The 23,238-nt window shown below is 64.5% G+C and carries 19 protein-coding genes and 1 pseudogene; 2 read left to right on the top strand and 18 right to left on the bottom strand.

Annotation, left to right across the window (positions count from 1 at the left end):
• Positions 1-7: 7 nt before the first annotated feature.
• The 13 genes and pseudogenes from U0042_RS01585 to U0042_RS01525 all read right to left on the bottom strand — a co-directional run bounded on the left by U0042_RS01585 (position 8) and on the right by U0042_RS01525 (position 13,645).
• Complete coding sequence (locus U0042_RS01585) at positions 8-1,858, bottom strand: extracellular solute-binding protein (protein WP_232833247.1); 1,851 nt, start codon at positions 1,856-1,858, stop codon at positions 8-10.
• An 80-nt stretch (positions 1,859-1,938) separates the two neighbouring features.
• Positions 1,939-2,349, bottom strand: coding sequence for an ExbD/TolR family protein (locus U0042_RS01580; RefSeq protein WP_114809567.1), 411 nt, complete (start codon positions 2,347-2,349; stop codon positions 1,939-1,941).
• A complete protein-coding gene (locus tag U0042_RS01575; protein ID WP_114809566.1) occupies positions 2,349-3,080 on the bottom strand; it encodes a MotA/TolQ/ExbB proton channel family protein in 732 nt (243 codons plus the stop codon). Before U0042_RS01575 ends, U0042_RS01580 begins: the two co-directional genes overlap by 1 nt.
• Before the next feature lie 30 nt (positions 3,081-3,110).
• A complete protein-coding gene (locus tag U0042_RS01570) occupies positions 3,111-3,911 on the bottom strand; it encodes an energy transducer TonB (protein WP_232833246.1) in 801 nt (266 codons plus the stop codon).
• A complete protein-coding gene (locus U0042_RS01565) occupies positions 3,908-6,058 on the bottom strand; it encodes a TonB-dependent siderophore receptor (RefSeq protein WP_232833245.1) in 2,151 nt (716 codons plus the stop codon). The genes U0042_RS01570 and U0042_RS01565 overlap by 4 nt, the downstream gene beginning before the upstream one ends.
• Before the next feature lie 95 nt (positions 6,059-6,153).
• Complete coding sequence (locus tag U0042_RS01560) at positions 6,154-6,792, bottom strand: TetR/AcrR family transcriptional regulator (protein ID WP_114810026.1); 639 nt, start codon at positions 6,790-6,792, stop codon at positions 6,154-6,156.
• A gap of 365 nt (positions 6,793-7,157) precedes the next feature.
• Positions 7,158-7,511, bottom strand: a pseudogene (locus U0042_RS01555) (IS3 family transposase); the annotation flags it as partial.
• Positions 7,512-7,581: 70 nt separating this feature from the next.
• Complete coding sequence (locus U0042_RS01550; protein ID WP_114809565.1) at positions 7,582-8,547, bottom strand: TauD/TfdA dioxygenase family protein; 966 nt, start codon at positions 8,545-8,547, stop codon at positions 7,582-7,584.
• 80 nt (positions 8,548-8,627) lie between these two features.
• On the bottom strand, positions 8,628-9,464 hold the full coding sequence (locus U0042_RS01545; protein WP_114809564.1) for an ABC transporter ATP-binding protein: 837 nt from the start codon (positions 9,462-9,464) through the stop codon (positions 8,628-8,630).
• A gap of 61 nt (positions 9,465-9,525) precedes the next feature.
• Positions 9,526-10,326 carry an ABC transporter permease gene (locus U0042_RS01540; RefSeq protein WP_114809563.1) on the bottom strand — a complete coding sequence of 267 codons (801 nt, stop codon included), beginning with the start codon at positions 10,324-10,326 and terminating at the stop codon, positions 9,526-9,528.
• 34 nt (positions 10,327-10,360) lie between these two features.
• Positions 10,361-11,197: an ABC transporter permease gene (locus tag U0042_RS01535; RefSeq protein ID WP_114809562.1), complete on the bottom strand. Its 837-nt coding sequence runs from the start codon at positions 11,195-11,197 to the stop codon at positions 10,361-10,363.
• Positions 11,198-11,288: 91 nt separating this feature from the next.
• Entirely contained in the window at positions 11,289-12,326 is a 1,038-nt protein-coding gene (locus U0042_RS01530; protein WP_232833288.1) for an ABC transporter substrate-binding protein, read from the bottom strand.
• Positions 12,327-12,817: 491 nt separating this feature from the next.
• Positions 12,818-13,645, bottom strand: coding sequence for a MetQ/NlpA family ABC transporter substrate-binding protein (locus U0042_RS01525; RefSeq protein ID WP_114809560.1), 828 nt, complete (start codon positions 13,643-13,645; stop codon positions 12,818-12,820).
• A gap of 282 nt (positions 13,646-13,927) precedes the next feature.
• Here U0042_RS01525 and U0042_RS01520 point away from each other — a divergent pair, with 282 nt between their 5' ends.
• The gene (locus U0042_RS01520) at positions 13,928-14,890 is read left to right on the top strand and encodes a sulfonate ABC transporter substrate-binding protein (protein WP_114809559.1); all 963 of its coding nucleotides are present in this window, start codon (positions 13,928-13,930) and stop codon (positions 14,888-14,890) included.
• 110 nt (positions 14,891-15,000) lie between these two features.
• Here U0042_RS01520 and U0042_RS01515 read toward each other — a convergent pair whose 3' ends face one another.
• The 5 genes from U0042_RS01515 to U0042_RS01495 form a co-directional block, all read right to left on the bottom strand.
• Entirely contained in the window at positions 15,001-16,167 is a 1,167-nt protein-coding gene (locus tag U0042_RS01515; protein ID WP_232833244.1) for an acyl-CoA dehydrogenase family protein, read from the bottom strand.
• A 25-nt stretch (positions 16,168-16,192) separates the two neighbouring features.
• Positions 16,193-17,257 carry an aldo/keto reductase gene (locus tag U0042_RS01510; RefSeq protein WP_114809558.1) on the bottom strand — a complete coding sequence of 355 codons (1,065 nt, stop codon included), beginning with the start codon at positions 17,255-17,257 and terminating at the stop codon, positions 16,193-16,195.
• Positions 17,258-17,298: 41 nt separating this feature from the next.
• Positions 17,299-18,849, bottom strand: coding sequence for an ABC transporter substrate-binding protein (locus U0042_RS01505; protein ID WP_232833287.1), 1,551 nt, complete (start codon positions 18,847-18,849; stop codon positions 17,299-17,301).
• A 119-nt stretch (positions 18,850-18,968) separates the two neighbouring features.
• The gene (locus U0042_RS01500) at positions 18,969-20,033 is read right to left on the bottom strand and encodes an ABC transporter substrate-binding protein (protein ID WP_114809556.1); all 1,065 of its coding nucleotides are present in this window, start codon (positions 20,031-20,033) and stop codon (positions 18,969-18,971) included.
• A gap of 78 nt (positions 20,034-20,111) precedes the next feature.
• Positions 20,112-21,308 (bottom strand): LLM class flavin-dependent oxidoreductase, encoded by a 1,197-nt coding sequence (locus U0042_RS01495; RefSeq protein ID WP_232833286.1) that lies wholly within the window; start codon positions 21,306-21,308, stop codon positions 20,112-20,114.
• Between the two features lie 308 nt (positions 21,309-21,616).
• Between U0042_RS01495 and U0042_RS01490 the strand changes: the two genes are divergently transcribed.
• Positions 21,617-23,218 (top strand): ABC transporter substrate-binding protein, encoded by a 1,602-nt coding sequence (locus U0042_RS01490; protein ID WP_114809554.1) that lies wholly within the window; start codon positions 21,617-21,619, stop codon positions 23,216-23,218.
• Positions 23,219-23,238: the final 20 nt, after the last annotated feature.

Below are 23,238 nucleotides of genomic sequence, written 5' to 3'. Positions count from 1 at the left end.
GACGTGCTTAATCCTGTCGTTGCGCGTGTGCGTTCTGCGGCTCGGCGTGCCACCAGCCGATCACCCAGTCCATCCACGGATATTGCTTCGGCACCCGCGCTGGCGGTGCGATGCGGCGGTTCCACGCGACGCGCGCGTGCGTGATGTGCCACTCCGGCACCATGATGCGTTCGCAGCGAAGCACCCGATCGAGTGCGCGTGACGCCGCCACCAGTGCGTGTTCGCTCTGCGCGTGCTGTACCTCGGCAATCAGCGCATCGACCGCGGGTGAGGCCACCCCGGCATAGTTTTCCGAACCTGGCGTGTGCGCGGCCTCGCTGCCGAAGCGCCGCGCGAGTTCGCCGCCGGGCACGCTCGCCGCGCGGTAGCCGAGCGTGGTCATGTCGAAGTCGAAATGCTTGAGCCGCTCGTTGATGACTGTCTGGTCCATGATGCGCAGGCGCGCGTCGATGCCGAGCATTCTCAGGTTGCGCACGATGATCATCAGAATGCGCTGCATGCCGGTGCCGTCGTCGAGCAGTTCGATCGTGAACGGCACGCCCGATGTGTCGCGCAGCACGCCATCGCGGTAATGCCAGCCCGCGCTTTCGAGCAATGCTTCGGCGCGCGCGAGATTGCGGCGCAGGCCATTTCTCCCCGTAGTCTGTGGCTGCGGCGGCACGTCGCCGAATACCTCGGGCGGCAGGTTCGCGCGCAGCGGTTCGAGCAACGCGAGTTCGTCCGCGCCGGGCGCGCCGCGCGCGGCGAACTCGCTGTCGTCGAAAAAGCCTTGACTGCGCTCGTACTGGCCGAAAAACATGTTGCGGTTGATCCACTCGTAGTCGAGTGCAAGACCCACGGCTTCGCGTACGCGCCGGTCCTGGAACTTCTTGCGGCGCAGGTTGAAGAAGAGGCCCTGCGCGGCACTGATGCCTTGCTCCGCGAATTCCTGCTTGTGCAGCGTGCCGGCGGCGAAACCGGGGCCGCTGTAATTGCGCGTCCATTGCTCGGCGCTGCCTTCGAACATCGCGTCGATGTCGCCCACGCGAAATGCCTGGAGCGGCGCGGCGGCGTCGCTATAGAGGCGAAAGCTCACGGTGTCGAAGTTGAACATGCCGCGCCGCACGGGCAGATCTGCGCCCCAGTAATGCGGATCGCGCCGGTAGACGATCTCGCGGTTGCTCGCGCGCGAGGCGATCAGATAAGGGCCGCTTGCGATGGGCGATACGGTCGCTAGCTGGTCGAAGCTGTGCTGGCCGCCCGTGGGCGTGCGCGCCCAGTCGCGCGAGAACACGTAGAGGTCGCCCGCGTCGAGTACGGCACGTCGCTCGGCCGCGCGGAAGTCGAAGCGCACGGTGTGCGCGTCGAGCGCGTGCGCCGCGCGGATCGACGCGTAGCGGCCGCTGTAGAACGGTGAGGTGGGTGCGTGGCTCAGGCATTCGAATGACCAGACCACGTCGTCGGCGGTCACGGGTTTGCCGTTCGAAAAGCGCGCCCTGGGATTCAGATGGAACGTCGCGGAAAGTCTGTCCGGTGCGATGGCCACGCGGTCGGCAAGCAGCGGATATTGCGTGCTGACGTCGTCGAGGCTGCGTTGCATCAGCGTCTCGAACATGAGGATCGGCGCGGCCGGTGCCGCGTTGCCGCGCAACAGGAACGGATTGAGCGAGTCGTACGACGTGACGATGGGCGTGGCGTCGATGTAGTTGGTGAGCCGCAGCGTACCGCCGCGCGACGGCGCGTCGTCCGAATAGGGCAGGCGCGCGGGCACGGTCGCGGGCCGCGCGTCGTCGAACAGCGTGAGCGTGGTTTGCCTGGGCGGAGCATCGGGCGCAGTTTGCGTCGTGCGGCTTGCGTCGAGCGTCGTCGCGTGTGCCATTGCGGCCGCTTGCGCCAGCGCGAACGCGCATACGCGCGTCCAAAACCGCGCGCGCCGTTTGCCTGACTGCCGGGGCGCGATCACGGCTGCGGCTGCGTCACGAGCGACAGCTTCGCGATGCCCGCGTGCTGGATCGCGCCCATCACCTTCGCGACGGGACCGTAGGGCACACGCTCATCGGCCTGCAACGCGACAGCGAGATCGGCGTCCCGCTGCTTGCGCTGTTCGAGCAGACCTTCGACCTGCGCGAGCGGCACGGGCTGCTTGTCGAAGTACACGAGGCCAGCTTCGTCCACGCTCACGGTGAGCGGCTTTTTCGGATCGACAGAAGCAGTGGCCTCGGTCTTCGGCAGATTCACGTGAATCGCCTTGTTGAGCAGCGGCGCGGTGACGATGAACGCCACCAGCAACACGAGCATCACATCGACGAGCGGCGTGATATTGATTTCGCTGAGGACGTCGTCGTCCTGGTTCGAGGAGGAGAAGGCCATCAGGCAGCGACCTCCCCGGCGCGGGCGGAAGCGGGCCGCGCCGCATCGGCGCGAACGGCATGCGCGGCCGCTAGCGACGGCTCGAAGCGGAATTGCTGGCGTTGCGCGAGCGCGTAGAGGTTGCCTGCGTGATCGTCGAGACGCGCGACGATGCCTTTCACGCCGCGCACGAACAGGTTGTACGCGAGCACGGCGGGCACGGCCACGGCAATGCCGATACCGGTGGCCACGAGCGCTTCGCCGATCGGTCCGGCGACCACGTCGATGCTGGCCGAGGCGGCGTGCGCGATCGACTCCAGCGCGTGGATGATGCCGAACACCGTGCCGAACAGGCCGACGAAGGGCGCGACGCTGCCCACCGAAGCGAGCCACGCGAGCGCGTATTCAAGGCGGCGGCGCTCGTGCGCGATCTGGCGCGTGAGCTGACGTTCGAGCGTGTCCTGGCGGCTCCAGAGCGATTCGGCGCTGTCGCTGTCGTAGGCGCGTGCTGTCTCGAGTGCGTCGAGCGCCGCGGCCGTCAGGCGGGCCTTCGGACCGTCGGGCAATTCGATCGCGGAGATGGCGGCGAGCGAGCGGACGCCTTCGAGCGCAGCGCCGGCCTCGCGGTCAGCGCGCGCGGCGCGGATCTGCTGCACGGCTTTCAGGACGATCAGCGTCCACGTCGCGATGGAGAACAGGCCGAGCGCCCAGAGAGCGCTTTGCACGATGAGGTTGAGGGGAAGCGAATTCATGGGGAGGTCCTCGTGGTTCAGTCGATGCGGTCAGTCGAGCTGGAAATTGAGCGGCACGTCGACCCAACCGTCGATCGGCGTGGCGCCGCGTTTGGCGGGGACGAAACTCCAGTGGCGCACGGCGGCGATGCCGGCTTCGTCGAGCACGCGATGTCCGCTGGAACGGCGGATCTCGATCGTGTCGGGAGAGCCGTCGGCGCGCACATGCACGTGCAGCACGACCTTGCCTTGCCAGCCGTAGTCCTGCGCCGTGGGCGGATAGTCGGGCGCCGGGTTGTGCAGGTAGTCGGCGTTGCCGTCGGGCAGTGTGGTTTTTTCTGGCGCGGCGGGCGCGGGCGTTTGTACTGGCGCGGTAACTGGCGCAGGCGTCGGTGTGCTTTGGGGCGGCGCGGCCACGGGCGTGGGCGCGAGTGAAGGCGCCGGAGCAGGGCGTGGCCGCGCCGGATGCGCGTGCGCGCGCTGCGGCAACGGCTTGGGCGGCGTAACGGGTGGGGTCGGCGAGGCCTTCGGCGCCTGCGGCAGCGCCTTCGGTGGCGCGTCCATCTGCAAGGCGATCGGCGGCGTGACGACCGGTGCGGGCGCAGCGGGCCCGGCATGCCGCCACGCGGCAATCAGCGCCACGTGCAGCAGCGTGACTGCGAGCGCGCACCGCACCACACCGCGCGCCGAAACGGGCCGCGCTTCATACGCCTTTTCCCGAACCTCGTCCGCCGCGAACACGCGAACTTCGCGCGCGGCACCACGTCCGGCGTCGGCAAGGAGAGCGCGATACACGGCGAAACGCCGTGCGTGCAGCGCGTCGCCGCCGGACGAGAGCAGGGCGGCGCTCACAGATCGAAGCGCGCGTTGAGCGCGAGCGTGCGCGGCGCGCCGACGAACATATAATCGGACTGGAGGAAGCCCCAGTAATGCCGGTTGAAGAGGTTGTCGACTTCGGCACGCAGCGTCACGCCATGCCCGGCCACCGTCGTGCGATAGCTCAGCCCCGCATTGACGAGCGTGAAGCTCGGCAGCACGTAGTTGTTGTTCGCATCGGCCATCATGCTGCCGTAGTAGTGCACTTCCGCGTTTGCGGTGAGGCCCGTCACGCCCGGAATGCGATCGCTGATCTGCAGCGTGGCCTGCCAGCGCGGAATGCCCTCGATGCGCTTGCCGATCAGATCGGCCTCGGTTTCGCTATACGTGCCCGCTTCCCACGCGGTGCTCGCTGCCACGCGGAAGCCCGCGGGCAGATCGACGTGACCGTCGAGTTCGAGTCCGTTGATGCGTTCCTTGCCGTTCGAAACGTAGACGTTCTGCGCATTGCCGTACTCCGCGCCGCGCTCGATGCGGAACAGCGCCGCCGACGCGCCCACATGGCGGCCGTCGTATTTCACGCCCACTTCATACTGCTTGCTCTTGATCGGATCGAGCACCTGGTTCGCGTTCGCGTAGCCTTGCGCTGCCGTGCCGCCGTCTTCGAGCGCTTCCACGTAGCTCGCGTAGAACAGCAGATCGCTGCGCGGACGGAACATCAGCGCGAGCGTGGGCGTGACCGGATTCTGCGTGTAGCTGACCGGTGACGCGGACGGCGACGTCCACGACGTCTGGTGATAGCTCGTATAGCGAATGCCTGCGAGAATCGACCAGTATTTCAGGACGCTCAGCGTATCGCTCGCGAAAATCGACTTCTGCTGCGAGTTGAAATTGTTGTACTGCTGGCTGTAATCGTAAGTGCCGTCCCATGTGTGCTGTGTAATCGTGTCGTAAAGATTGTTCGAGCCGATATCCGTATAGAGATAGTGAGGCACAGTCTTTTTCGAGAGCCATTGCTCGGAGGCGCCCAGCCCCACCTGATGATCGACCGGGCCCGTCGAGAACTTGCCTTCGAGCGTCGCCTGGACGACGTCATAAATCGACGATCCGCGCGAACGGTTCAGATAGGTATTGAAGTCGCCTTGCTCGTCGAGCAGGTCGAGCCACTGGCCGGAATAATTACGCTCGTCCTTACTGTGGCTATAGTCGATGCTCGCCTTCCAGACCGGATCGATCTGCCAGTGCAGGCCACTGCCGACGAAATACACGTTCGAATTGAAGAACGTGTCGCCGTAAGCGGAGAGATTCGTGCGTCCGCTCGGCGCGCGCGGCAGGCCCGTGCCGGTGTAGTCGCTGAGCATGACGTCCTGAATGCCGCCGTCGACCTTGCGCGACTGATAGAGGCCGTCGAAGGTCCACGTGAGCGAGCGCGTGAGCCGCGCGTCGAGCGACAGCGACTCCGAATTGCGCAGCACGTGCGCGTCGTTATACGTGTCGCCCTGTTCGTGCGTGATGTTGAAGCGATAGCCGAACATGCTGTCCGGACCAAAGCGGCCGCCCGTGTCGATGTGCTGGCTGAACACGGAGTCCGAGCTATAGCCCACGTCGGCGCTGAACGTGAATGTATCGGTCGGCTTCTTGGTTACGAAATTGATGATGCCGCCGGGCGCGCCGAAGCCGTACATGAAGCCCGATGCACCCTTGAGCAATTGAATCGATTCGAACGATTCGACCGGCAATTCGACCGTCGTCATATAGAACGGCAGGCCGTTGATCTTGTAGCCGTTGTAGTCGTCGAGCGGAATACCGCGGACGTTGATCGAATAGGCGTTGAACGAATAGGTGTCACCGAGCGACATGACCGCCGAGTCTTCCGCGAAGACCTTGCCAAGCGATTTCACCTGACGGTCCTCGAGATCCTGCTGCGTGACCACGCGCGTCGAAAACGGCGTTTCCAGATCGGAACGCGTGCCAAGTGCGCCGCTCGACACCTCGGGCGCCTGCTGGCGCGTGCCGTTGATCGTCACCGTAGCGAGGCTGCGGACCTTGTTGTCGCCGGTTTTGTCAGAACCGGACGTGGCGTCGTTCGCCGGGCTCTGTGTGGAACTAGACGTGTCGTCGGCGTAAGCGAGGCTCGTGGTCAGCGTGCCTGCGCCGATCAGCAACGCCGGAATTACTCGCAAATGGAATATGCTTCTTATCATATGTAGTAGTCCGATATATTAATATTGATGTCAGTCAGGCATACCTTGGCGAGAAGGTCAAACGCGATCGGGTATCAGGGCATAGGCAAAGGCTTGAGCGCGAGCGGGCCTTCTATGTGCGTGCTCAGCATTTCGATGAAGTGCTCGAAAGCCTGGTCGGGAACCGACGCATCGCGTACGAAGAGCTCCTGCAGGCACAGTCCGCGAATGAAACACGCGATCACGTAACGCGTGAGCCACGGCACCGGCGACTGGTCAATGCGCGTATTGGCCGGATGGTGGCTCATGTCGTCGCCGATCGAATGCGTGAGCAGCGCCGCGTTGAAGCGCTCGCGCAGATCGGCGTCGCTGCGCAGCGCGCCGTAGAACTCCTGCGTCATCGGAAACGTCTCGCGCATTTGTGCGCGCCAGACGCGGACTTCATCGCGCACGCTGGCGCCAGTTTCGATGCGCTGTTCGAGTGCGTCGAGTTTGCCGCTGATCCACGCCACGTATGCAGCCACCAGCAGTTCGTTCTTGTGGGGAAAGTGATGAAGCAGGGCGCCGCGCGAAAGGCCCGCGCGCTGGCAGATTTCGCTGATCGACGCCTTGGCGAGACCGACTTCTGCGAGGCAGGCGAGCGTGGCGTTGATGAGCGCACCGCGCGCCGCCGTGCTGCGTTCGTGTTGCGTGCGCGTGGCGCGTGGTGTGATACTCGGAGCGGCGTTATTCATGGTGCTGGACGGGAACGTCACGCGGCGCACGTGAAGCGGCGGTGCATCGCGGACGTTCAAAAAGCGCTAGGGCAACATACAGTACGGTCGGTATGTTATTGAGCGCGCATCACCGTGTCCAAGAAAATTCCCTCACATGCTTATCTGATGGATACGGGGCGGCGTACGGTATTCTCGGGCCCAGAGAGCGGCTTTTAATCGTCTCCTGACAAGCTTGTCGAATTCGACGGCAATAGTGGTGATAAAGCGGTATTCAATAGAGCGACGCTGGCGCGGAATCACTTGCAGGTGAGTCGCGCAAAATCGGGCTGTGGGATAAACCAGTACGATTTTCCCTGATGCGGGGCTGGCCGGGCGTGGCGAATTCAACGCCGGTTAGTGTTGCGCCCCAGCGAGATTTTGATCTGCTTTTCGTGGTACCCCCGGATATAGGCGTCCAGCCCACCAATGAACTGCTCAATCGTTGTCGATTGCCAATTCCGTGGATACGACAGCTCGCTCTTCAACCGGCCAAAGAAGCCCTCGCACGCCGCATTGTCCGGTGAGTACCCTTTGCGTGACATCGAACGAACCAGCTTTGCGCTGGCGATACGGAAGATTCAGTCTGACCAACGATAGTGCGCGCCGCGTTCAGCGTGCACGATAGGCCGGTCATTTCCAGATGCGACCGTCTCGACGGCTGCATCGAGCATTGAGTTCACAAGGTCTGCGTCGGGGCGCGCCAGGCGGCCCGACGCAGGCGCCGCGCCGGTGTCGACGCAGCAGTGAGCGCTTTTCAGGGTTCGTCGGTCATTGCAGCGCGACGTTCGGCCCCTTGAGGGCGACGCTGCGGCGGCCGTCGATGCTTACCGGCACGTCCCCCTGCACGGTGGCGCGCCGTACGATCCGGCGCGCATCGCCATAGTCGTTGATCGCATAGTGTTGTGTGGCGCGATTGTCCCAGATCGCGACATCGCCCTCTTGCCAGCTCCAGCGCACAGTATTCTCCAGTTGCGTGACATGCTCGTGGAACGACTGCAGCAGGCGCGTCGAATCCTGCGCAGAAAGTCCCTTGAATCGCTGCACGAAATGGCCGAGTACGAGCGTGCGCTCGCCCGTTTGCGGATGCACGCGCACGACGGGGTGCTCGGTTTCGTACACAATCGAGGTGAAGACCTCGCGGTAGCGCTTGAGCTGCGCGTCGTCGGCGTGAGCGTGAGAAGACGCGTAATCGTAGGCGTTGGTGTGCAACGCCCACAGCGTATCGGCCAGCGCGCGCAATGGCTCGGGCAGATGCGCGTAAGCGGCGGCGGTATTGGCCCAGACCGTGTCGCCGCCGACAGGAGGGATCACCACAGCTCGCAGGATCGAGACCTTCGGGTAGGCGTCGACGAAGGTCACGTCGGTGTGCCAGGAGTTCGCCCTTGCACCGTGCAACGAATCGAGTTCGAGCAGTCGCTGGCTACCGCTTGCGGAGGGTACGGTCGGATGGGCCACGGCTTCGCCGAAGCGGCGCGCGAAGGCCTCCTGCGCTTCGTCGTCCAGATGCTGCTGGCCGCGAAAGAACAGGACCTTGTGTTCCAGCAGCGCGGCTTCGATCGCGGCGAACGTGGCGTCATCCAGCGTTGCACCCAGCCGCACCCCGTCGATCTGCGCGCCGATGCGTCCCGCTACCCGGCGCAGCGTCAGCGGCGTGGCGGCACGTGCGGCTTCGCGCCCGGAGTGGGGGCCATGATGGGATGCGGCAGACGTAATTCCTGCGTGAAGATCGGACATCGTGAGTCTCCTTGGTGTGAGGTCGACGCGTGCCGTTGCACGCGAACGAGGCAGCGAAACGAAATGACCAATATCTGGCTCTACCAGGCGAGTTTCCATTGATCGACCGGGACAGCAGGCGAGACGAGGAGCGTCTCGTCACCAACGTCGGCGGGATCGCCGAGATCGGCGAGCACGGACTGGCGCAGGCCAACGAACGCCGGCGAGTCGCGGCGCCGCGGACGCGGCAGCTCGACGTCCACCACGCGCCGGATGCGACCCGGCCGGGTATCGAGGGTGACGACGCGATCACTGAGCCAAATGGCTTCTTCCACGTCGTGCGTGACCAGAATCATCGTAATACGCTCCTGCGCCCAGATCCGCTGCAACTCGTTTTGCATGCGTGCGCGGGTCTGTGCGTCGAGCGCACCGAAGGGCTCATCCAGCAACAGCACACGCGGCCGGTTGACGAGCCCGCGCGCGATCGCCACGCGCTGTGCCATGCCGCCCGAGAGCTGATGCGGCCATGACTGCGCAAAATCGCTCAGGCCGACCAGTTCGAGATGCGCGGCAACCGCCGTGCGCTTCTCGCGCATGCTGAGCCTCGCGTTGCGCAGCGCAGTCGCCACGTTCTGCTCGACCGTAAGCCACGGAAACAGGCGGTGATCCTGGAAGACGATGCCGCGTTCCAGCGAGGTACCGCGCACCATTTCAGCGCCCGCACGGATCTCGCCCACATAGTCGGTGTCGAGCCCTGCAATCAGCCGCAGCAGCGTAGATTTACCGCAGCCGCTCGGTCCGACGATGCTCACGAACTCCCCCGCGCGTACGTGCAGGGAAATGTCGTCGAGTATGGTGAGCGCGCTGTCGCGCTGAACATACCGCTTGCCGACATGCTGGATATCGAGTGAATCGGACAGTGTGCTGGTGGGGGGCATAGTGCCGGCTCCGAAAGAATTCCATGATTACGGTTCGTGGCGCGCGAGCCCAGAAGCGTATTCAGACTCGCGCATCGCCGCGCCGCGCCAATATCTTGCGTTCGAGCGCGCGCGCCGCGGCGTTCAATGCCCAGCCCGTCACACCCACCACCACAATGCCAAACAGGACCAGATCCATACGGAACTGCTCGCTGCCGTCGATGAGGGTATTGCCGATACCGCTGCCGGCGACCAGCAGGTATTCCGCGCCGAGTGTCGCGAGCCACGAATAGATCAGCCCAAGATAGAGGCCCGTGAATATCGACGGCAGGGCGGCGGGCAAGATCACATGCCGCGCCAGTTGCCCGCGCGTATAGCACAAGGCACGCGCAACTTCCACGTACTGGCGCGGCACAGCATGAATGCCGTCGCAGGTGTGCGCCGCCACGGGTAACAGCGCCGCGAGCGAGAGAAACACCACCTTGGCGGCGTCGCCCAGCCCGAACCAGACGGAAATGAGTGGAATCCACGCGAACAGCGAGATCTGCTTGAAGGTATCGAAGCTCGGGCCGATGACGCGCGCAGCGATGCGTGAAAACCCTAGCGTCACGCCGAGCAGCAGTCCGCCTGCGGTCCCGATCAGGAAGCCGCAGGCTTCGCGCGCAAGCGAAGCGCCGAGGGCTCGCACGAGCGCGCCGCTCGACACCTGGTCCCATGCGGTATGCAGCACCTGGGCGGGACTCACGAGCAGGCCGCTATGAGGCCCGCGCTGAGCGGCGAATACCCACCAGATCGCGCAGGCAATGAGCGGCAACACCAGCCCGCGCAGATCGGGGGTATAGGCTTTGCGCGCAGCGTTGGCGGGTGCGGAACGGGGGTTCATGACGGAGCGGCTCCGGGGGCGAAGTGCACGGTGCTCACTCGCGGAACGCCGAAGGTTGGCCACGACGCAGATGCGCCTCCAGTGCGTCGAGCAGCCGGTTGATTACAAAGCCGACGGCCCCGACGATCACGACCGCGGCCATAACCAGATCGAGCTGAAATAGTTGCCGCCCATAGACGATCAGATAGCCCAGGCCTTCGGACGACGCCACCAGTTCCACCACCACGAGCGCGAGCCACGACTTCGTGAAGGCCAGCCGTACGCCGGTTGCGAGCGTGGGTACCGCGGCCGGTAGAACAACATGCACGATACGTTGCCAGCGCCCGTAGCCGAAAACGCGCGCCACCTCGTCGAGCGCCTCCGGCACCTGGCGGAAGCCTTGCAACGTGCTCAATGTGACGGGCACAAGCGCCGCATGAGCAATCAGGAGATACTTGAGCGGCTCGCCAACCCCGACCAGCAGCAATAGAAACGGCAGCCAGCCGAGCACGGGAATCTGCACGATGGCGTTGAAGCCCGGCAGGATCCAGGCTTCCAGGCCGCGCGAAAGCCCGAGCGCCGCGCCGATCGCGAAACCGGTTAGCGCGCCAGCGCTGAAACCCAGCAGCACGCGCTGCAGACTCACGAGGGTGTTGCGCCAAAGGTCCCCGCTGGCGGCGAGATCGGCCAACGACCGATAGACGGCTTCGGGCGGGGGAAGGATCTGCGGCGCGATCCAGCCGTGCGCGCTGCCTTCGCTCCAGAGCACGAACAGCGAGGCTGGCAACAGCCACGGCGCGAGCCGCCACAGCACGGCATTCAGGCGTGCAGAAAGCCTGGCGGTCCGCAGCGCACGTGTGCCGGCTTCGATTCTGATGGCCGTATCGCTCATGGCGGTTTTTTTCAGGACGTCATTTCAGTGTAGAGGGGCAGTCAACCGGGCCAGCGTCGGTCCGATGCGAGGGCAGTACTCAAGGCATCGTTCAAGGTAACGGCTTTCCCGCCGCATCGTAGGCCGTCCAGTAGTGGTCGAGCTTGAGCGTATGGAGTGCCGTGACGAGATAACGCGGCTCGATCCAGCTGTCGACATCCACCGGCTGGCGGATCAGCTTGAGCTTGAGCGCGTCTTGCGCGACCGCCTTGTAGCGTGCGACAAAGAACGCGTCGAGCAGCGGCGAGTTGCGCGACTTCAGACTCTGACCGGCATATTCGGCTTGCCAGGACGAGTAGGGCACGCCACTTTTCGCCCAGAGTTTGAACAGCGCGTCGCGGTTCGCTTCGTCTGACGACCACTGTGCGCCTTTGACGAACACGGTAACCACGCGTTGCACGATGTCCGGATGAGCGCGATCGAAATCGTCGAGCACGAGCAGATGGGTTTGTCGCGTGAACTGGGGGCCGTCGTTCTGCGACTCGTAGATGATTTTTGCCAGCCCTGCGTCGCGCAGCTTGTAGAGGTGGTAATCGTTCACGGACGCATCGATGCCTTTCGACGCCAGCGCGGCGAGCGAACTCGCGGTGTCGAGGTTGATCACCTTGAGGCTGCGTTCGTCCAGTTCATTCTTCGCCAGCACATTGTCGGCGACCAGTTGCAGGTTAGTACCCCGAAAGATAGCGACGCGGCGGTCCTTGAGATCCTTGATGGATTGAATATCCGAATCGGGCGGGACCGCGATCTTGATACCGGTGCGCACGCCCGCGGCGAGTAGTAAATGGGTCTTGAGGCCGTTGGCGCGCGCCAGTACCGCCGGAAGATCGCCCTGGAAGGCGAAATCGAGCGCCTTGTTGGCAATAGCTTCGTTCACGGCGGGTCCGGCGCCCTTGAAAAATACCCATTCGACTTTGATGCCGTCGGCGGAAAATTCCTTCTCCAGCAGTTGTTGCAACTGGACGGTGGCGGCCGGCGATCCGCCGAAGGTCGGCGGATCGCCGGCCCCTTGCTGGGCGACGCCAATGCGAATTACCGAGGGTTTGTCAGCGAACGCGGCGGCAGCGCCCAGGGACAACGCCGCAACGAGCATGAGCCTGAAAAGCAGGATGAGAGGGCGTGAGCAAAGCATGGATCGTTGAAGTTCCCGGAATTGGCCGTCGATGGGGAGCGAAGCAGGTCGGGCGATCTTGCGTCGTTTATTCTGTTCGACGTCTGGCGAGGGAACAAACAACGAAACAGACTATGCTTATCGGGCGTATCGGGATGACGTCGCGCGCGTTGCGGTCTTTGCGCTGCCCGTTTTACAAAGGCCTTCACGCTCGCCGACAAAGGCCTTCAGGCCCGCCGCGCCACGGCAGATTCGTTTCAAATCCTTTCCGCGGCAACGCCCAACCCGATCGGCGTGTGTTGCCCGTTAGAACAGGTGCTTGATGCCGGCCGACACTGCCGCTTGCATGCTGGTACGCAGCCGTTGCGTAGCGCTCGGAGGCCTTCGAGAGCGAGTAACCGGCGCCCAGCTCCACGGCTCATAACGCGCGCCGCCGCTGCCGTTCGACATCGGCGTGAGTCAGGCCGGTTGGGCTAACGCGGGAAGTAATCGGGCAGGCGGTAGCCCTTATAGGCGTCGTTGCGCAGGATCGCGGTGCGAAATTCATCCGACCGATAGGCGGCGACAATGTCGGCGGTCTCCTGCGAATTGCGGTTCGCCGACTTGACGACCACCTGATTCACGTAGGGCGAAAGCATCTGTTCGAGCGCGAGCGCTTCGGCCAGGCGGTGCCCGCTCGAAATGGCGAAATTTCCCTGGATCGCCGCAAAATCGACGTCCTCGAGCGCACGCGGTGCCTGCGCGGTTTCGAGCGGCACGATACGAATACCGGTGGGATTGGCGACCACGTCACGCTCGGAGACGTCGACGGGATTGGGATTCTCGCGAATGCGGATCCAGCCGATGGCCTGGAGAATCTTGAGCGCGCGTTCGAGGTTGACGGGGTCGTTCGGCACGGCAACCGTTGCGCCGGCTTTCACTTCGGCGAGGGAATGATGGCGGGTGGAGTAAAGACCCATAGGCGGCGTAGGCACCTGCACGACGCCGACCAGATCGGTTTTGTTGCGGTCGTTGTAGGCTTTCAGGTAGACGCTGTGCTGCATGACATCGGCGGCGATTTCGCCGTGCCACACGGCCTGATTGGCTTCGAGCCCGGTGCTGAAGTCGACGTACTGGACGGTGTAACCCTTGCGCTTGAGTTGCGGCTCGACGCCCTCGCGGAATTCATCGGCGTAAGGGCCGGGCACGAAGCCGACGCGCAAGACGTGCGCGTTGGCGTCGGCAGCCTGGGCGGTCTGTGTTTGTAGCGCAAAGAGCGTGAAAGTGGAAAGCAATGTTTGGATAACTAATCGATGGCGCATGGTGGGTTGCTTGATGTCTTGAAGGGTTCTGAAGGAAGCGTTGATCGTCTGACGTGGGCCGCATCAGGCCGATTATGGTTGTCGCTTCATGGAGCGGCCAATATCGATTCGAGATTTACATATCGGCTAGCCGCACAGACCAGCAAGCCGACCGCGAGGCGAAACGGTTATCTGCGACGCGAATTAGCAGCGCAGGATTTGATGGTTTCCACGCTGCCACGCGACTTATAGGATCGGCGTCGTCCCTATTTTTCCATCGATTTCACGTCGAACCCATCGAGCATGAACGCACGCCGCAACTTCATCCGCATCTCCGCCTCAGCCGCGGCACTCGCCGCCATATCCGCACTCGGCACGTCTTCCGCGCGCGCGGCTAGCACCGCGCGCACGCTGCGCATCGGCAATCAGAAGGGCTATCTCAGTCTGCTCAAAGGGCGAGGGACGCTGGAAAAGCGGCTCGCTCCGCTCGGTGTTTCAGTCACGTGGACGGAGTTCGACGCAGGCCCCGTGCAACTGGAAGCGCTCAATGTGGGCTCGATCGACTTCGGCGACGTGGGCGAAGCACCGCCCATCTTCGCGCAGGCGGCCGGCGCGCCGCTCGCCTATGTCGCGGCCACGGTGCCGCGCCCACAGTCGGAAGCGGTGCTCGTGCCTCACGCTTCGACCATCCGCGGCGTGGAGGATCTCAAGGGCAAGACGGTCGCGCTCAATCGCGGCAGCAATGTCCACTATTTCCTCGTGAAGCTGCTGCAAGCGCACAACGTTCAGTATGGCGACGTGAAAGTCGTCTTCCTCGCGCCCGCCGACGCGCGCGCGGCCTTCGAGCGCGGCTCCATCGACGCATGGGTGATCTGGGACCCCTTTCTCGCCGCCGCGCAAAAAACGCTCGATGCCCGCATTCTTGTCGACGCAACCGGCGTGGTCGGCAACCGGGCCTACTATTTCTCGTCGCTCAATTACGCGAAGCAAAACCCCGATGTCATCAAGATCCTGATCGGCGAATTGAGCCAGATCGATCAATGGGGGCAGGGCAACCGCGCGGCGCTTGCCACCCAGCTAGCGCAATTGTGGGGCTTGCCCAATGACGTGGTGAGCGAGGCGATCACACGCGTGCAATTCGGGACAGGGCCTATCACGAAAGCCATTCTTGCCGAGCAGCAGCAGATCGCCAATACGTTTTTCGACCTCAAACTGATTCCGAAGCGCGTGAACGTGCTCGAAGCGGCGGCGCCGGGAATCGTTTAGTCATCCATTGCTGTTCGATCCGATTGAGCCAAAGGCGCCTGCGCACATTCCGGCGAATCCGTTGAATCCACAGCCCCGGCGCGCACGCCGGGGGGCGCTTTCCCGGGTTTTCACAGGCCCAGCGCGCGGCGCGCGGCCATCGTACGCAGCAAGCTGTTGGACGGCGCGTGAATGCGCGCGCACTGCACATTGCGGTGATGGCGTTCGAGCGGATTGCGCCGCGCGATGCCATGATTGCCCGCGAGTTCCAGCGCGACATCCACGGCCGCGATGGCGTTGTCCACGACGGTATGTTTGACTGCGGCGGATAATTCGGTGGGCGCGGTGCCCGCGTCGATCGCATCGGCGTGCGTACGCAAGAGCCAGTCGTTGGCCGTCAGCAGCATTTCGATGCGTCCCACGCTTTCCTGCACGATGGGCACAGTGGCGAGCGCCGCTCCGCCGAGCGCCCCCGGCTTGCGCTCGTTGAGGAAAGCGAGCAGCCAGTCGCGGGCGGCGCGCGCCGCGCCGTCGTAGACCGTGCCGACCAGACTGAAGTACCACGCCGTGGCGTGCGGATCGCGCTGTACGCCGAGATGCGCGGGCTTCAGGCCGACGACATCGTCAACGGGAATCGCCACGTCCGTGAACACTACGTCGTGACTCGCCGTGGCCCGCATGCCGAGCGGGTCCCAGGTCTCCACGATGCGCACGCCTGCCGCCTTGCGCGGTACGAGAAAGTGGCCGAGGCGTGGCTCAGGCTCGTCGGTGCGGGCCAGCACGTTGATCCACGTGAGCAACGGCGCGCCCGTCACATAGACCTTGTGCCCCGTGATACGCCACACGTCGCCTTCGCGGCGCGCGAGCGTTTCGGGCAGGCCCCCATGCGAGGGCGAGCCGAGCGCGGGCTCGACCTGCGCCGCGTTGACGAGCGCGCGGCCTTCCACGCTGGCACGTGTGAGACGCTGCGCGAGCGCCGCGGGCCATTCGCCCGTGTGTTCGCGCGCGTCGCGCACGATCATGGCGTGCTGGCTGTAGTGCATCGAGAGAATGAGCGCGACGGATGGGTCGCCATAGGCGATCTCCGCAACAATGGCGCGCGAGAGCGCGAGCTCCGCGCCGTAGCCGCCATTGCTGCGCGCAATGTTCGCGCGCAACAAACCGGCTTCGCGCAACGCGCGGAACTGATCGAGCGGCGCGGTGGCGTTGCGATCATGTTCGTCGGCCACGGCGGCGAAGGTGCGGCCGAGCAGCGCGGCGCGTTCGACCAGCGCGGCGTCCGGAGTGAATGCGTTCACGGTGCGCTCCCCTGGCATCAGCGGATTAACGCTCGCCGCCCGGCGCGCGCACGTCTTGCGGGGCGCCATGACGCACGAGTCGTCCGAAGAACGGATGGCCGGGATCGTTGAAGCCAGGTGTCGACGGATGGCCGCTCGCAACGAGCGAATCGACAAATGCTTCGTCTTCCGAGTCAAGGCGATACTGGAGCGCGGGCAGATAGTCGCGCCATTGCGACTCGGTGCGCGGGCCTGCGATGGCCGAGGTGATATAGCGGCTGTTGAGCACCCACGCCAGCGCGAATTGTGCGGCCGTGAGATTGCGCGAGCGCGCATGCGCCTCGACGCGCCGCGCGATTTCGATCGTCTCCGGACGCCATTCGGTTTCGCTCAGGCGGCGGTCCTGGCGCCCCGCGCGTGTGTCGGCGCCGGGCTGTGCGCCAGGCTCGTACTTGGCGGTCAGCACGCCGCGCGCAAGCGGGCTGTACGAGATCACGCCAAGGCCATAATGCCAGGCGGCGCTCAACTGCTCCGCTTCGACCTGGCGATTGGCGAGGTTGTAAAGCGGCTGGCTCGCAACGGGGCGCGGCGCACCCAGCAGATCGGCCACGCGGCTGAATTCGGCAATGCGCCACGCGCGATGATTCGACAGACCATAGTGACGCAGCTTGCCGGCTGCGATGAGATCGCCGAGCGCGCGCACGGTTTCCTCGACCGGCGTGTGATGGTCTTCGCGATGCAGATACACGAGGTCCAGATAATCGGTGTTCAGGCGCGCGAGGCTTGCTTCGACGGCACGGATCACGTGCTTGCGCGTGGCACCCGTCGCATTGATATCGAGATCGCCGCCCGGCGTGAAGTCGAAGGGGTTGCCGAACTTCGTGGCGAGCACCCAGCGGTCGCGCTGCCGGCCAATATGGCGGCCGACCACGCGCTCCGATTCGCCCTGGTGGTAGACGTCGGCGGTATCGATTGAATTCACGCCTCGCTCCTGCGCCGCGCCGATGATGCGCTCGGCGGTGGCCTCGTCGGTTTGTCCGCCGAACATCATCGTACCGAGCGTTAGCGTGGAGATTTTCAGGCCGCTATGGCCAAGTTGCCGGTATTCCATGAATTTCCTCAGGTCGTTCAAGCAAGGTGGCGTGTGCACGCTTAGTGCGAAAGCCAGACATCGGCGAAACTCGCGGCCGTGCCGTCAGGTGAAATGGAATGGTCGTGCACACGCTTCGCGGCGAGCGTGATCCATTGCGGCGAGACGAGGTTCAGGTCGGGCAGGTCTCGCTCCAGAATGTGCTGGATCTGCGCGAATTGCTGCTTGCGTTTCGTTTCGTCGCTTTCTCGCGCGGCTTGTGCGAAGAGGCTGTCGATTTGTGGGTTGCTGTAGTGCGAGCCGTTGGTGAAGGGCACGCCGGGGCGGAAGTTGTCGGTCGTGTACAGGCGCGCCACCCCCACGACCGGATCGAACAGATTGCTCATGCCGTTCGTCGTGAAATCGAACTGCCGATCGGTGTAGACGCGCTTCAGATAAGCGGCGAGATCCTGATTGCGGATCGTCACGGCGATCCCCACGCGGGCGAGCGCCGACTTGATGTACTCGCCCGTGCGCGCGGGTAGGTCGCCGATAGGCAGCGGGTCGAGCGTAAGCGCGAAGCGCGTGCCGTCCGCCTTGCGCGGATAACCGGCCTCGTCGAGCAGGTGGTTCGCGCGCGCGATGTCGAACGGATAGGGCGAGGGCGCCGCGTCGTAGTAGGGGTTCGACGGCATCAGCGGGCTCGCGGTTGGCGTGGCATAGCCGTAGTAGATGATCTTGCGGATCACCTCGCGGTCGATCGCAGAGGCGATCGCCTGGCGCACCTTCAACTGCTTGAGCACGGGATTGTCGAGGTTGAATTCGATGCGCTGCACACCCGCCTGGAACTCGTAGCCGCGCGTTTCGATGCCGAGCTTCGGATTGGCCTTCAGACGATCGAGGTCGGCGAGCGGCACGGGCGTATCACCGCCGATATCGACGGAGCCATCCTCGAATGCCACCGCGCGCGCGGCGGGGTCAGCGATGATCTTGACGATGATGCGGTCCAGATACGGCTTGCCGGGGTTCCAATAGTCGTCGTTGCGCGCATATTCGATGTAGCTGCCGCGCACCCATTTGACGAAGCGGAACGGTCCCGTGCCGATGGGCGCGTTGTTGGCCGGATTGGCGAGCACGTCCTTGCCCTCGTAGAGGTGGCTGGGCAGGATCGGCGTTTCCGAGGCCGAGAAGGCGCGGATCAGCCACGGCGCAGGCTCGCTGAGCGTGAGCACAACCGTATAAGGGTCGGGTGTGGCGATGGCGCTCATGTGCGCGAACGTCGTGCGCGCGCGAGGATGGACCTTGCGCAGCGCTTCGATGGACCACGCCACGTCTGCCGACGTGAACGGCGCACCGTCATGCCATTTCACGCCGTGCCGCAGATGAAACACATAACGGCGGCCGCCGTCCTCGATTTCCCATGAGGTGGCGAGCAGCGGTTTGGGCTTCAGGTCGAAGTCGTAATCGAGCAGCCCTTCGATCACTTTCGGGCTGACCTTGAGGACATTCACGGCGGTGGTCGCGACATCCACGAGCGCCGTCGGCTCCGGCGTCACCACGAAATTGAGCGTGCCGCCGCGCGTTTGCGCGTGCGCGGCCACGTGCGCGAGTACGCTCGCCGTCACCACGAGCATGAGGAAGATACGGCGGCGCGCCGTAAGCAGGAGGGCAGGAATCATTGGTTCGGCTAAGGCGATCAGCGGAAAAGGCGCGCTGACGGGCAGCGCTTCATGAGGGTTGTCGATGGATCGAACTAGGCGGCGATGGCGGCGGCGCGCTGCGCGCGACGCGCGAGCGCCGCTTCGAGCGGTGCGGGCTCGACCCATTGCGCGAAGTCGAAATCGGCCGGGATGAATCCGTGCTCGAAAAGGAAGCGCTTGAAGTGCTCTAGCGCGTCGAGCGCAGCGGCGTCGAGTCCGATTTCCAGCTGCCGGTGCAGCCCGGCCGGATAGGCGCGTGTGACCCAGTGCTCCGCGCTGCGTACTTCCCGCCCGACATAGCGTGTGACCTCGCCAGGGTGCGCGCCAGCCCACGCGGCGACGTCGAGCGTACGCGCGAGCACGCGCTCGACGAGATCGGGCCGCTCGCGCAGTAGTTGTGCATCGACCGTGAGCGGCCGTGGCGTGCCGTTGTTGGCATGCGCGCGGCGATCGGGATGCGCGCTGATTTCGATCAGCACGCGTGCGCCGAGGACGTTGGCGATGTCGAGGCCCGTCGCGCCCTTGATGAACACCACGTCGGCTTCGCCGCGCAGGAGGGCCACCGCCTCGCGCGAAAATTCGTGGGCGCGCTGGGTATCGAGCCACTCGGCGAGCGGGGCGGTATCCTGCGCTTTGGCATGGGCGAGGCCGCGGGGAGCGTGCGGCAGATCGACAAGCTCCACGTCGGCGGGCGAGACGCCAGCCGCTTCGAGCAACGTGTGGAAACCGCGCAGTGCCGTGGCGCGATGAAAGTCGACCACTTCGGCCGCTGTATTGATTGGCAATCCGAATCGACGCCCGGCGAGCGAAGCACGCGTTGCCGTGAGCTTCGGATCGAGCGTGATGAGCCCCTGGAACTCGTCGACCCAGCTTAGGCCGACAAGCCGCGTGTCGCTGCCTTGTGCGCGCGCCCACAGTGCCGGTATGTTGCCGCCCTGCCGGAACGACCACGGCTGCGTGTGCGTGAAATGCGAGCGACGGATGGCCGGGTCGTCGGCGTCCTGCAACGCCTTCACTTCGATGCCGTCGACGGCGAATTCCTCTTGCAGCAAGCCTTGCTGTGCGGCAATGCCGAAAGGAGTCGGCGCCGGGCAACGGGTGTACCAGAGAAGCGTCATGTTGATTCCTTGGTCGCGAGTGGGGGCGCCGCGCGCGAGTTCTGCGCAGGCAGTGCGGAGCAGGCGGGCAACCTGCGCTTAGCGGCGCAGCCCGGCTTCGTGCAGCAAAGGCAGCACACGCTCGCCGAAGAAGTCGAGGTCGGGCTGAAAATCGAAGAAACTCAACTGCACGCCGTTGATGCCTGCCGCATGCAGCTTGACGATCTTCCCGGCCACCTCTTCAGGCGAGCCCACGATCGTGATGTTGCCCCCCACAGCGCGCGAGGCCGCTTTTACACGATCCTCGAAACCACCGCGCCACGCATGCGCGTCGCTGTCGAATCGATGAAAGCTCCCTTCGTCGGCGTGCGCGACGATGGCATCGTGATAGGCGTGCGCCTCGGCGGACGTCTCGCGGCAGATCACCATCGGATTGATCAGCGTGCGCACCTCGCGCCCATACGCACGCGCGGCGGCCTTCACCCGCGCGGTGTGCGCGGGCAGCGCCTCCAGCGCACGATCGATCTGCGGGCCCGCCGGGCTCGTGATAAACACCACGTCGGAGTAGCGAGCCGCAAAGTCGATGCCCGCGTCGGACCCCGTCGCATTGATGAGCAGCGGGCGCCCGTAGCGCGGCTTGGGCGTGACGAACGCGCCTTGCAGTCGCCAGCTTGAAAGTTCCGGCTCGAAACTGAAGTTATCCGGTTGAGCCCACAACTGTTGAACGGCGTCGAGGAATTCGGCCGCCATGTCGTAGCGCCGGTCGTGCTCGATACGATTCCAGCCGAACATTTCGTGTTCGACCGCGCGGTGCCCCGTAACCACATTAATGCCCCAGCGGCCGCGCGAGATATGGTCCAGCGTGGCGGTGAACTTCGCGAAGTGCAGCGGGTGCCACGGCCCGTAGAGCACATGCGTCGTGGCGGCGAGGATGATGCGCTCGGTGCGTGCGGTGAGCGCCGCCAGCGTCATGAAGGAGTCGAGCGCCTGGCCGTCGAATACGCCGCCATAACCGCCTTTGGGCAGCCATTGCGACAGCGCGAAGACGAGATCGAAGCCGAGCGCTTCGCACTTCTGCACGAGCGCGGCGTTGTAGTCGAACGACCAGTCCGTGCCGCGTGGCAGCGTGGAGGCGCTCCAGCCGCCCGCCTGTATCGGCAGGAACAGGCCCAGCATGAGCGGCTGCGCGAAAGCGCGCGCCACCGGGCTGTCGGCAAAGGCGGCGGGAGAGGCCACGGGAACGAAGGGCGTCGATGCGCGGGAAGAAACGGCAGACGATGCATGCGGCTGCGCCACGGGAGCCACGGAAGTTTCGCTCAAGACGGACACCTTGGAGGTTCGTTGCGGCGCAGGGCGCCTTGCGGGTGGATCGATGGAGTAAACACGCCGCACGTGCGAATAACAAAGAAGCTTTTCTGCTTTGCAATTGACGAGCCGCCTCGCTGCATTGCCCGTTGGGCACGCCGGGTCATATGGTTAGCAGCATCGCTTGGTTAGCGCGTGAGAGGGCCGTTGCTACGATTGCAGGTCTGTCGCCACGGCGCGAATTTAACGGCTCTGGCAGATCGCCACGCCCGACCTCATCGAAATCGGAACGCATCAGCATGTCACGTTTGACCCGTCGAGAATTTCTTGTTGCAAGCGGCGCGGCCGTCGCCACAGCGGGCTTTCCCGCGCTCGCCCGCGCCCAGGGCGCAGGCGAGCGCAAGCGCGGCGGCACGCTGAACGTATTGATCAACCCGGAGCCGCCGGTGCTGGTGTCGATCTTCCAGACCACGGGACCGGCGCTCGCCGCGAGCTCGAAGGTGCTGGAAGGGCTGCTCGCCTATGACTTCGACCTGCGCCCGCAGCCGCAACTCGCGACCGCCTGGACCGTGAGCCCCGATGGATTGCGCTACACGTTCAAGCTGCGGCCGAACGTACGCTGGCACGATGGCCAGCCGTTCACGTCCGCCGACGTGGCGTTCTCGGTGGAACTGCTCAAGGCGATTCACCCGCGCGGGCGCAGCACCTTTGCGAACGTGACGAAGGTGCAGACGCCCGACGCGAACACGGCCATCATCGAGTTGTCGAAGCCCGCGCCATTTCTCATCAAGGCGCTGTCGGCGGGCGAGTCGCCGATCGTGCCGAAGCATCTGTACGCCACTGGCGATCCGCTCACCAACCCGCACAACAACGCGCCAATCGGCACCGGGCCGTTTCGCTTCAAGTCGTGGACGCGCGGCGCGAGCATCGTCTACGAACGCAATCCCGACTACTGGGACGCGGGCAAGCCGTATATCGACGCGCTCGTCTACAAGGTCATTCCCGATCCGGCCGCGCGCTCGGCGGCGTTCGAAACGGGTGCGCTCGATCTGGGCGGTGAAAACCCCGTGCCGCTCACCGACTTGCCGCGCCTTACGCAACTGCCGCAGCTCACGACAGAAACGCGCGGCTACCGCTTTCTCGAACCGCTCGCGGAAATCGACTTCAATCTCGATCATCCGGTGTTGAAGGACCCGCGCGTGCGCCAGGCCATTGCGCACGCGATCAACCCGCAGGTCGTGCAAAAGACCGTGGCCTACGGTTACGCCGACGTCTCGCCCACGCCCATCACGCCCGCTTCGCCGTATCACGACGCACAGATCGCGCCTTACGCGTTCGATCCGCATGCGGCCGAGGCGCTGCTCGATGCAGCAGGCAAGCCGCGCGGTGCGGACGGCGTGCGCTTCAGGCTGACGCATGATTTCCTGCCGTACGGCGACATGTACCAGCGCCAGGCGGGCTACGTGAAGTCGGCGCTTGCGCGCGTGGGTATCGACGTCACGGTGCGTTCGCAGGATTTGCCGTCGTTCCTCAAGCGCGTCTATGCCGACCGCGAGTTCGACTTCACCAGCATCGGCGTGAACACGCTGTTCGATCCGGCCGTGGGCGTGCAGCGTCTTTACTGGTCGAAGAATATTCGCCCCGGCGTGCCGTTCTCGAACGCGCCGCATTACAGCAGCGCGGAAGTGGACCGCCTGCTCGAAGCCGCCTCGGTCGAGCTCGACGAAAATCGCCGCGTGGACCTTTACAAGCAGTTCCAGCAGACCGTTTATCGCGATCTCCCCATCCTCAATCTCGTCGCGCCGCGCATGGTTACGCTCGCCAACCGCCGCGTGCACGATCACACGGTGAGCGCGCAGGGTCTGGAGGGCAACTTCGCCGATGTCTGGCTGAGTGCCTGAACGGCGTGCCGAACTGCGCA

This window comes from Paraburkholderia kururiensis, assembly GCF_034424375.1.
GTDB lineage: Bacteria > Pseudomonadota > Gammaproteobacteria > Burkholderiales > Burkholderiaceae > Paraburkholderia > Paraburkholderia kururiensis_A.
The sequence above is the reverse complement of the archived record's forward strand: the minus strand, read 5'-3'. Positions and strand labels throughout refer to the sequence as shown.

Coding starts and splice junctions, on each gene's coding strand:
- U0042_RS01545 (WP_114809564.1), bottom strand. CDS start 9,464: ATGCCCCCCACCAGCACACTGTCCGATTCACTCGATATCCAGCATGTC.
- U0042_RS01580 (WP_114809567.1), bottom strand. CDS start 2,349: ATGGCCTTCTCCTCCTCGAACCAGGACGACGACGTCCTCAGCGAAATC.
- U0042_RS01525 (WP_114809560.1), bottom strand. CDS start 13,645: ATGCGCCATCGATTAGTTATCCAAACATTGCTTTCCACTTTCACGCTC.
- U0042_RS01490 (WP_114809554.1), top strand. CDS start 21,617: ATGTCACGTTTGACCCGTCGAGAATTTCTTGTTGCAAGCGGCGCGGCC.
- U0042_RS01535 (WP_114809562.1), bottom strand. CDS start 11,197: ATGAGCGATACGGCCATCAGAATCGAAGCCGGCACACGTGCGCTGCGG.
- U0042_RS01585 (WP_232833247.1), bottom strand. CDS start 1,858: ATGGCACACGCGACGACGCTCGACGCAAGCCGCACGACGCAAACTGCG.
- U0042_RS01520 (WP_114809559.1), top strand. CDS start 13,928: ATGAACGCACGCCGCAACTTCATCCGCATCTCCGCCTCAGCCGCGGCA.
- U0042_RS01505 (WP_232833287.1), bottom strand. CDS start 18,849: ATGCTCGTGGTGACGGCGAGCGTACTCGCGCACGTGGCCGCGCACGCG.
- U0042_RS01540 (WP_114809563.1), bottom strand. CDS start 10,326: ATGAACCCCCGTTCCGCACCCGCCAACGCTGCGCGCAAAGCCTATACC.
- U0042_RS01530 (WP_232833288.1), bottom strand. CDS start 12,326: ATGCTCGTTGCGGCGTTGTCCCTGGGCGCTGCCGCCGCGTTCGCTGAC.
- U0042_RS01500 (WP_114809556.1), bottom strand. CDS start 20,033: ATGACGCTTCTCTGGTACACCCGTTGCCCGGCGCCGACTCCTTTCGGC.
- U0042_RS01560 (WP_114810026.1), bottom strand. CDS start 6,792: ATGAATAACGCCGCTCCGAGTATCACACCACGCGCCACGCGCACGCAA.
- U0042_RS01550 (WP_114809565.1), bottom strand. CDS start 8,547: ATGTCCGATCTTCACGCAGGAATTACGTCTGCCGCATCCCATCATGGC.
- U0042_RS01575 (WP_114809566.1), bottom strand. CDS start 3,080: ATGAATTCGCTTCCCCTCAACCTCATCGTGCAAAGCGCTCTCTGGGCG.
- U0042_RS01510 (WP_114809558.1), bottom strand. CDS start 17,257: ATGGAATACCGGCAACTTGGCCATAGCGGCCTGAAAATCTCCACGCTA.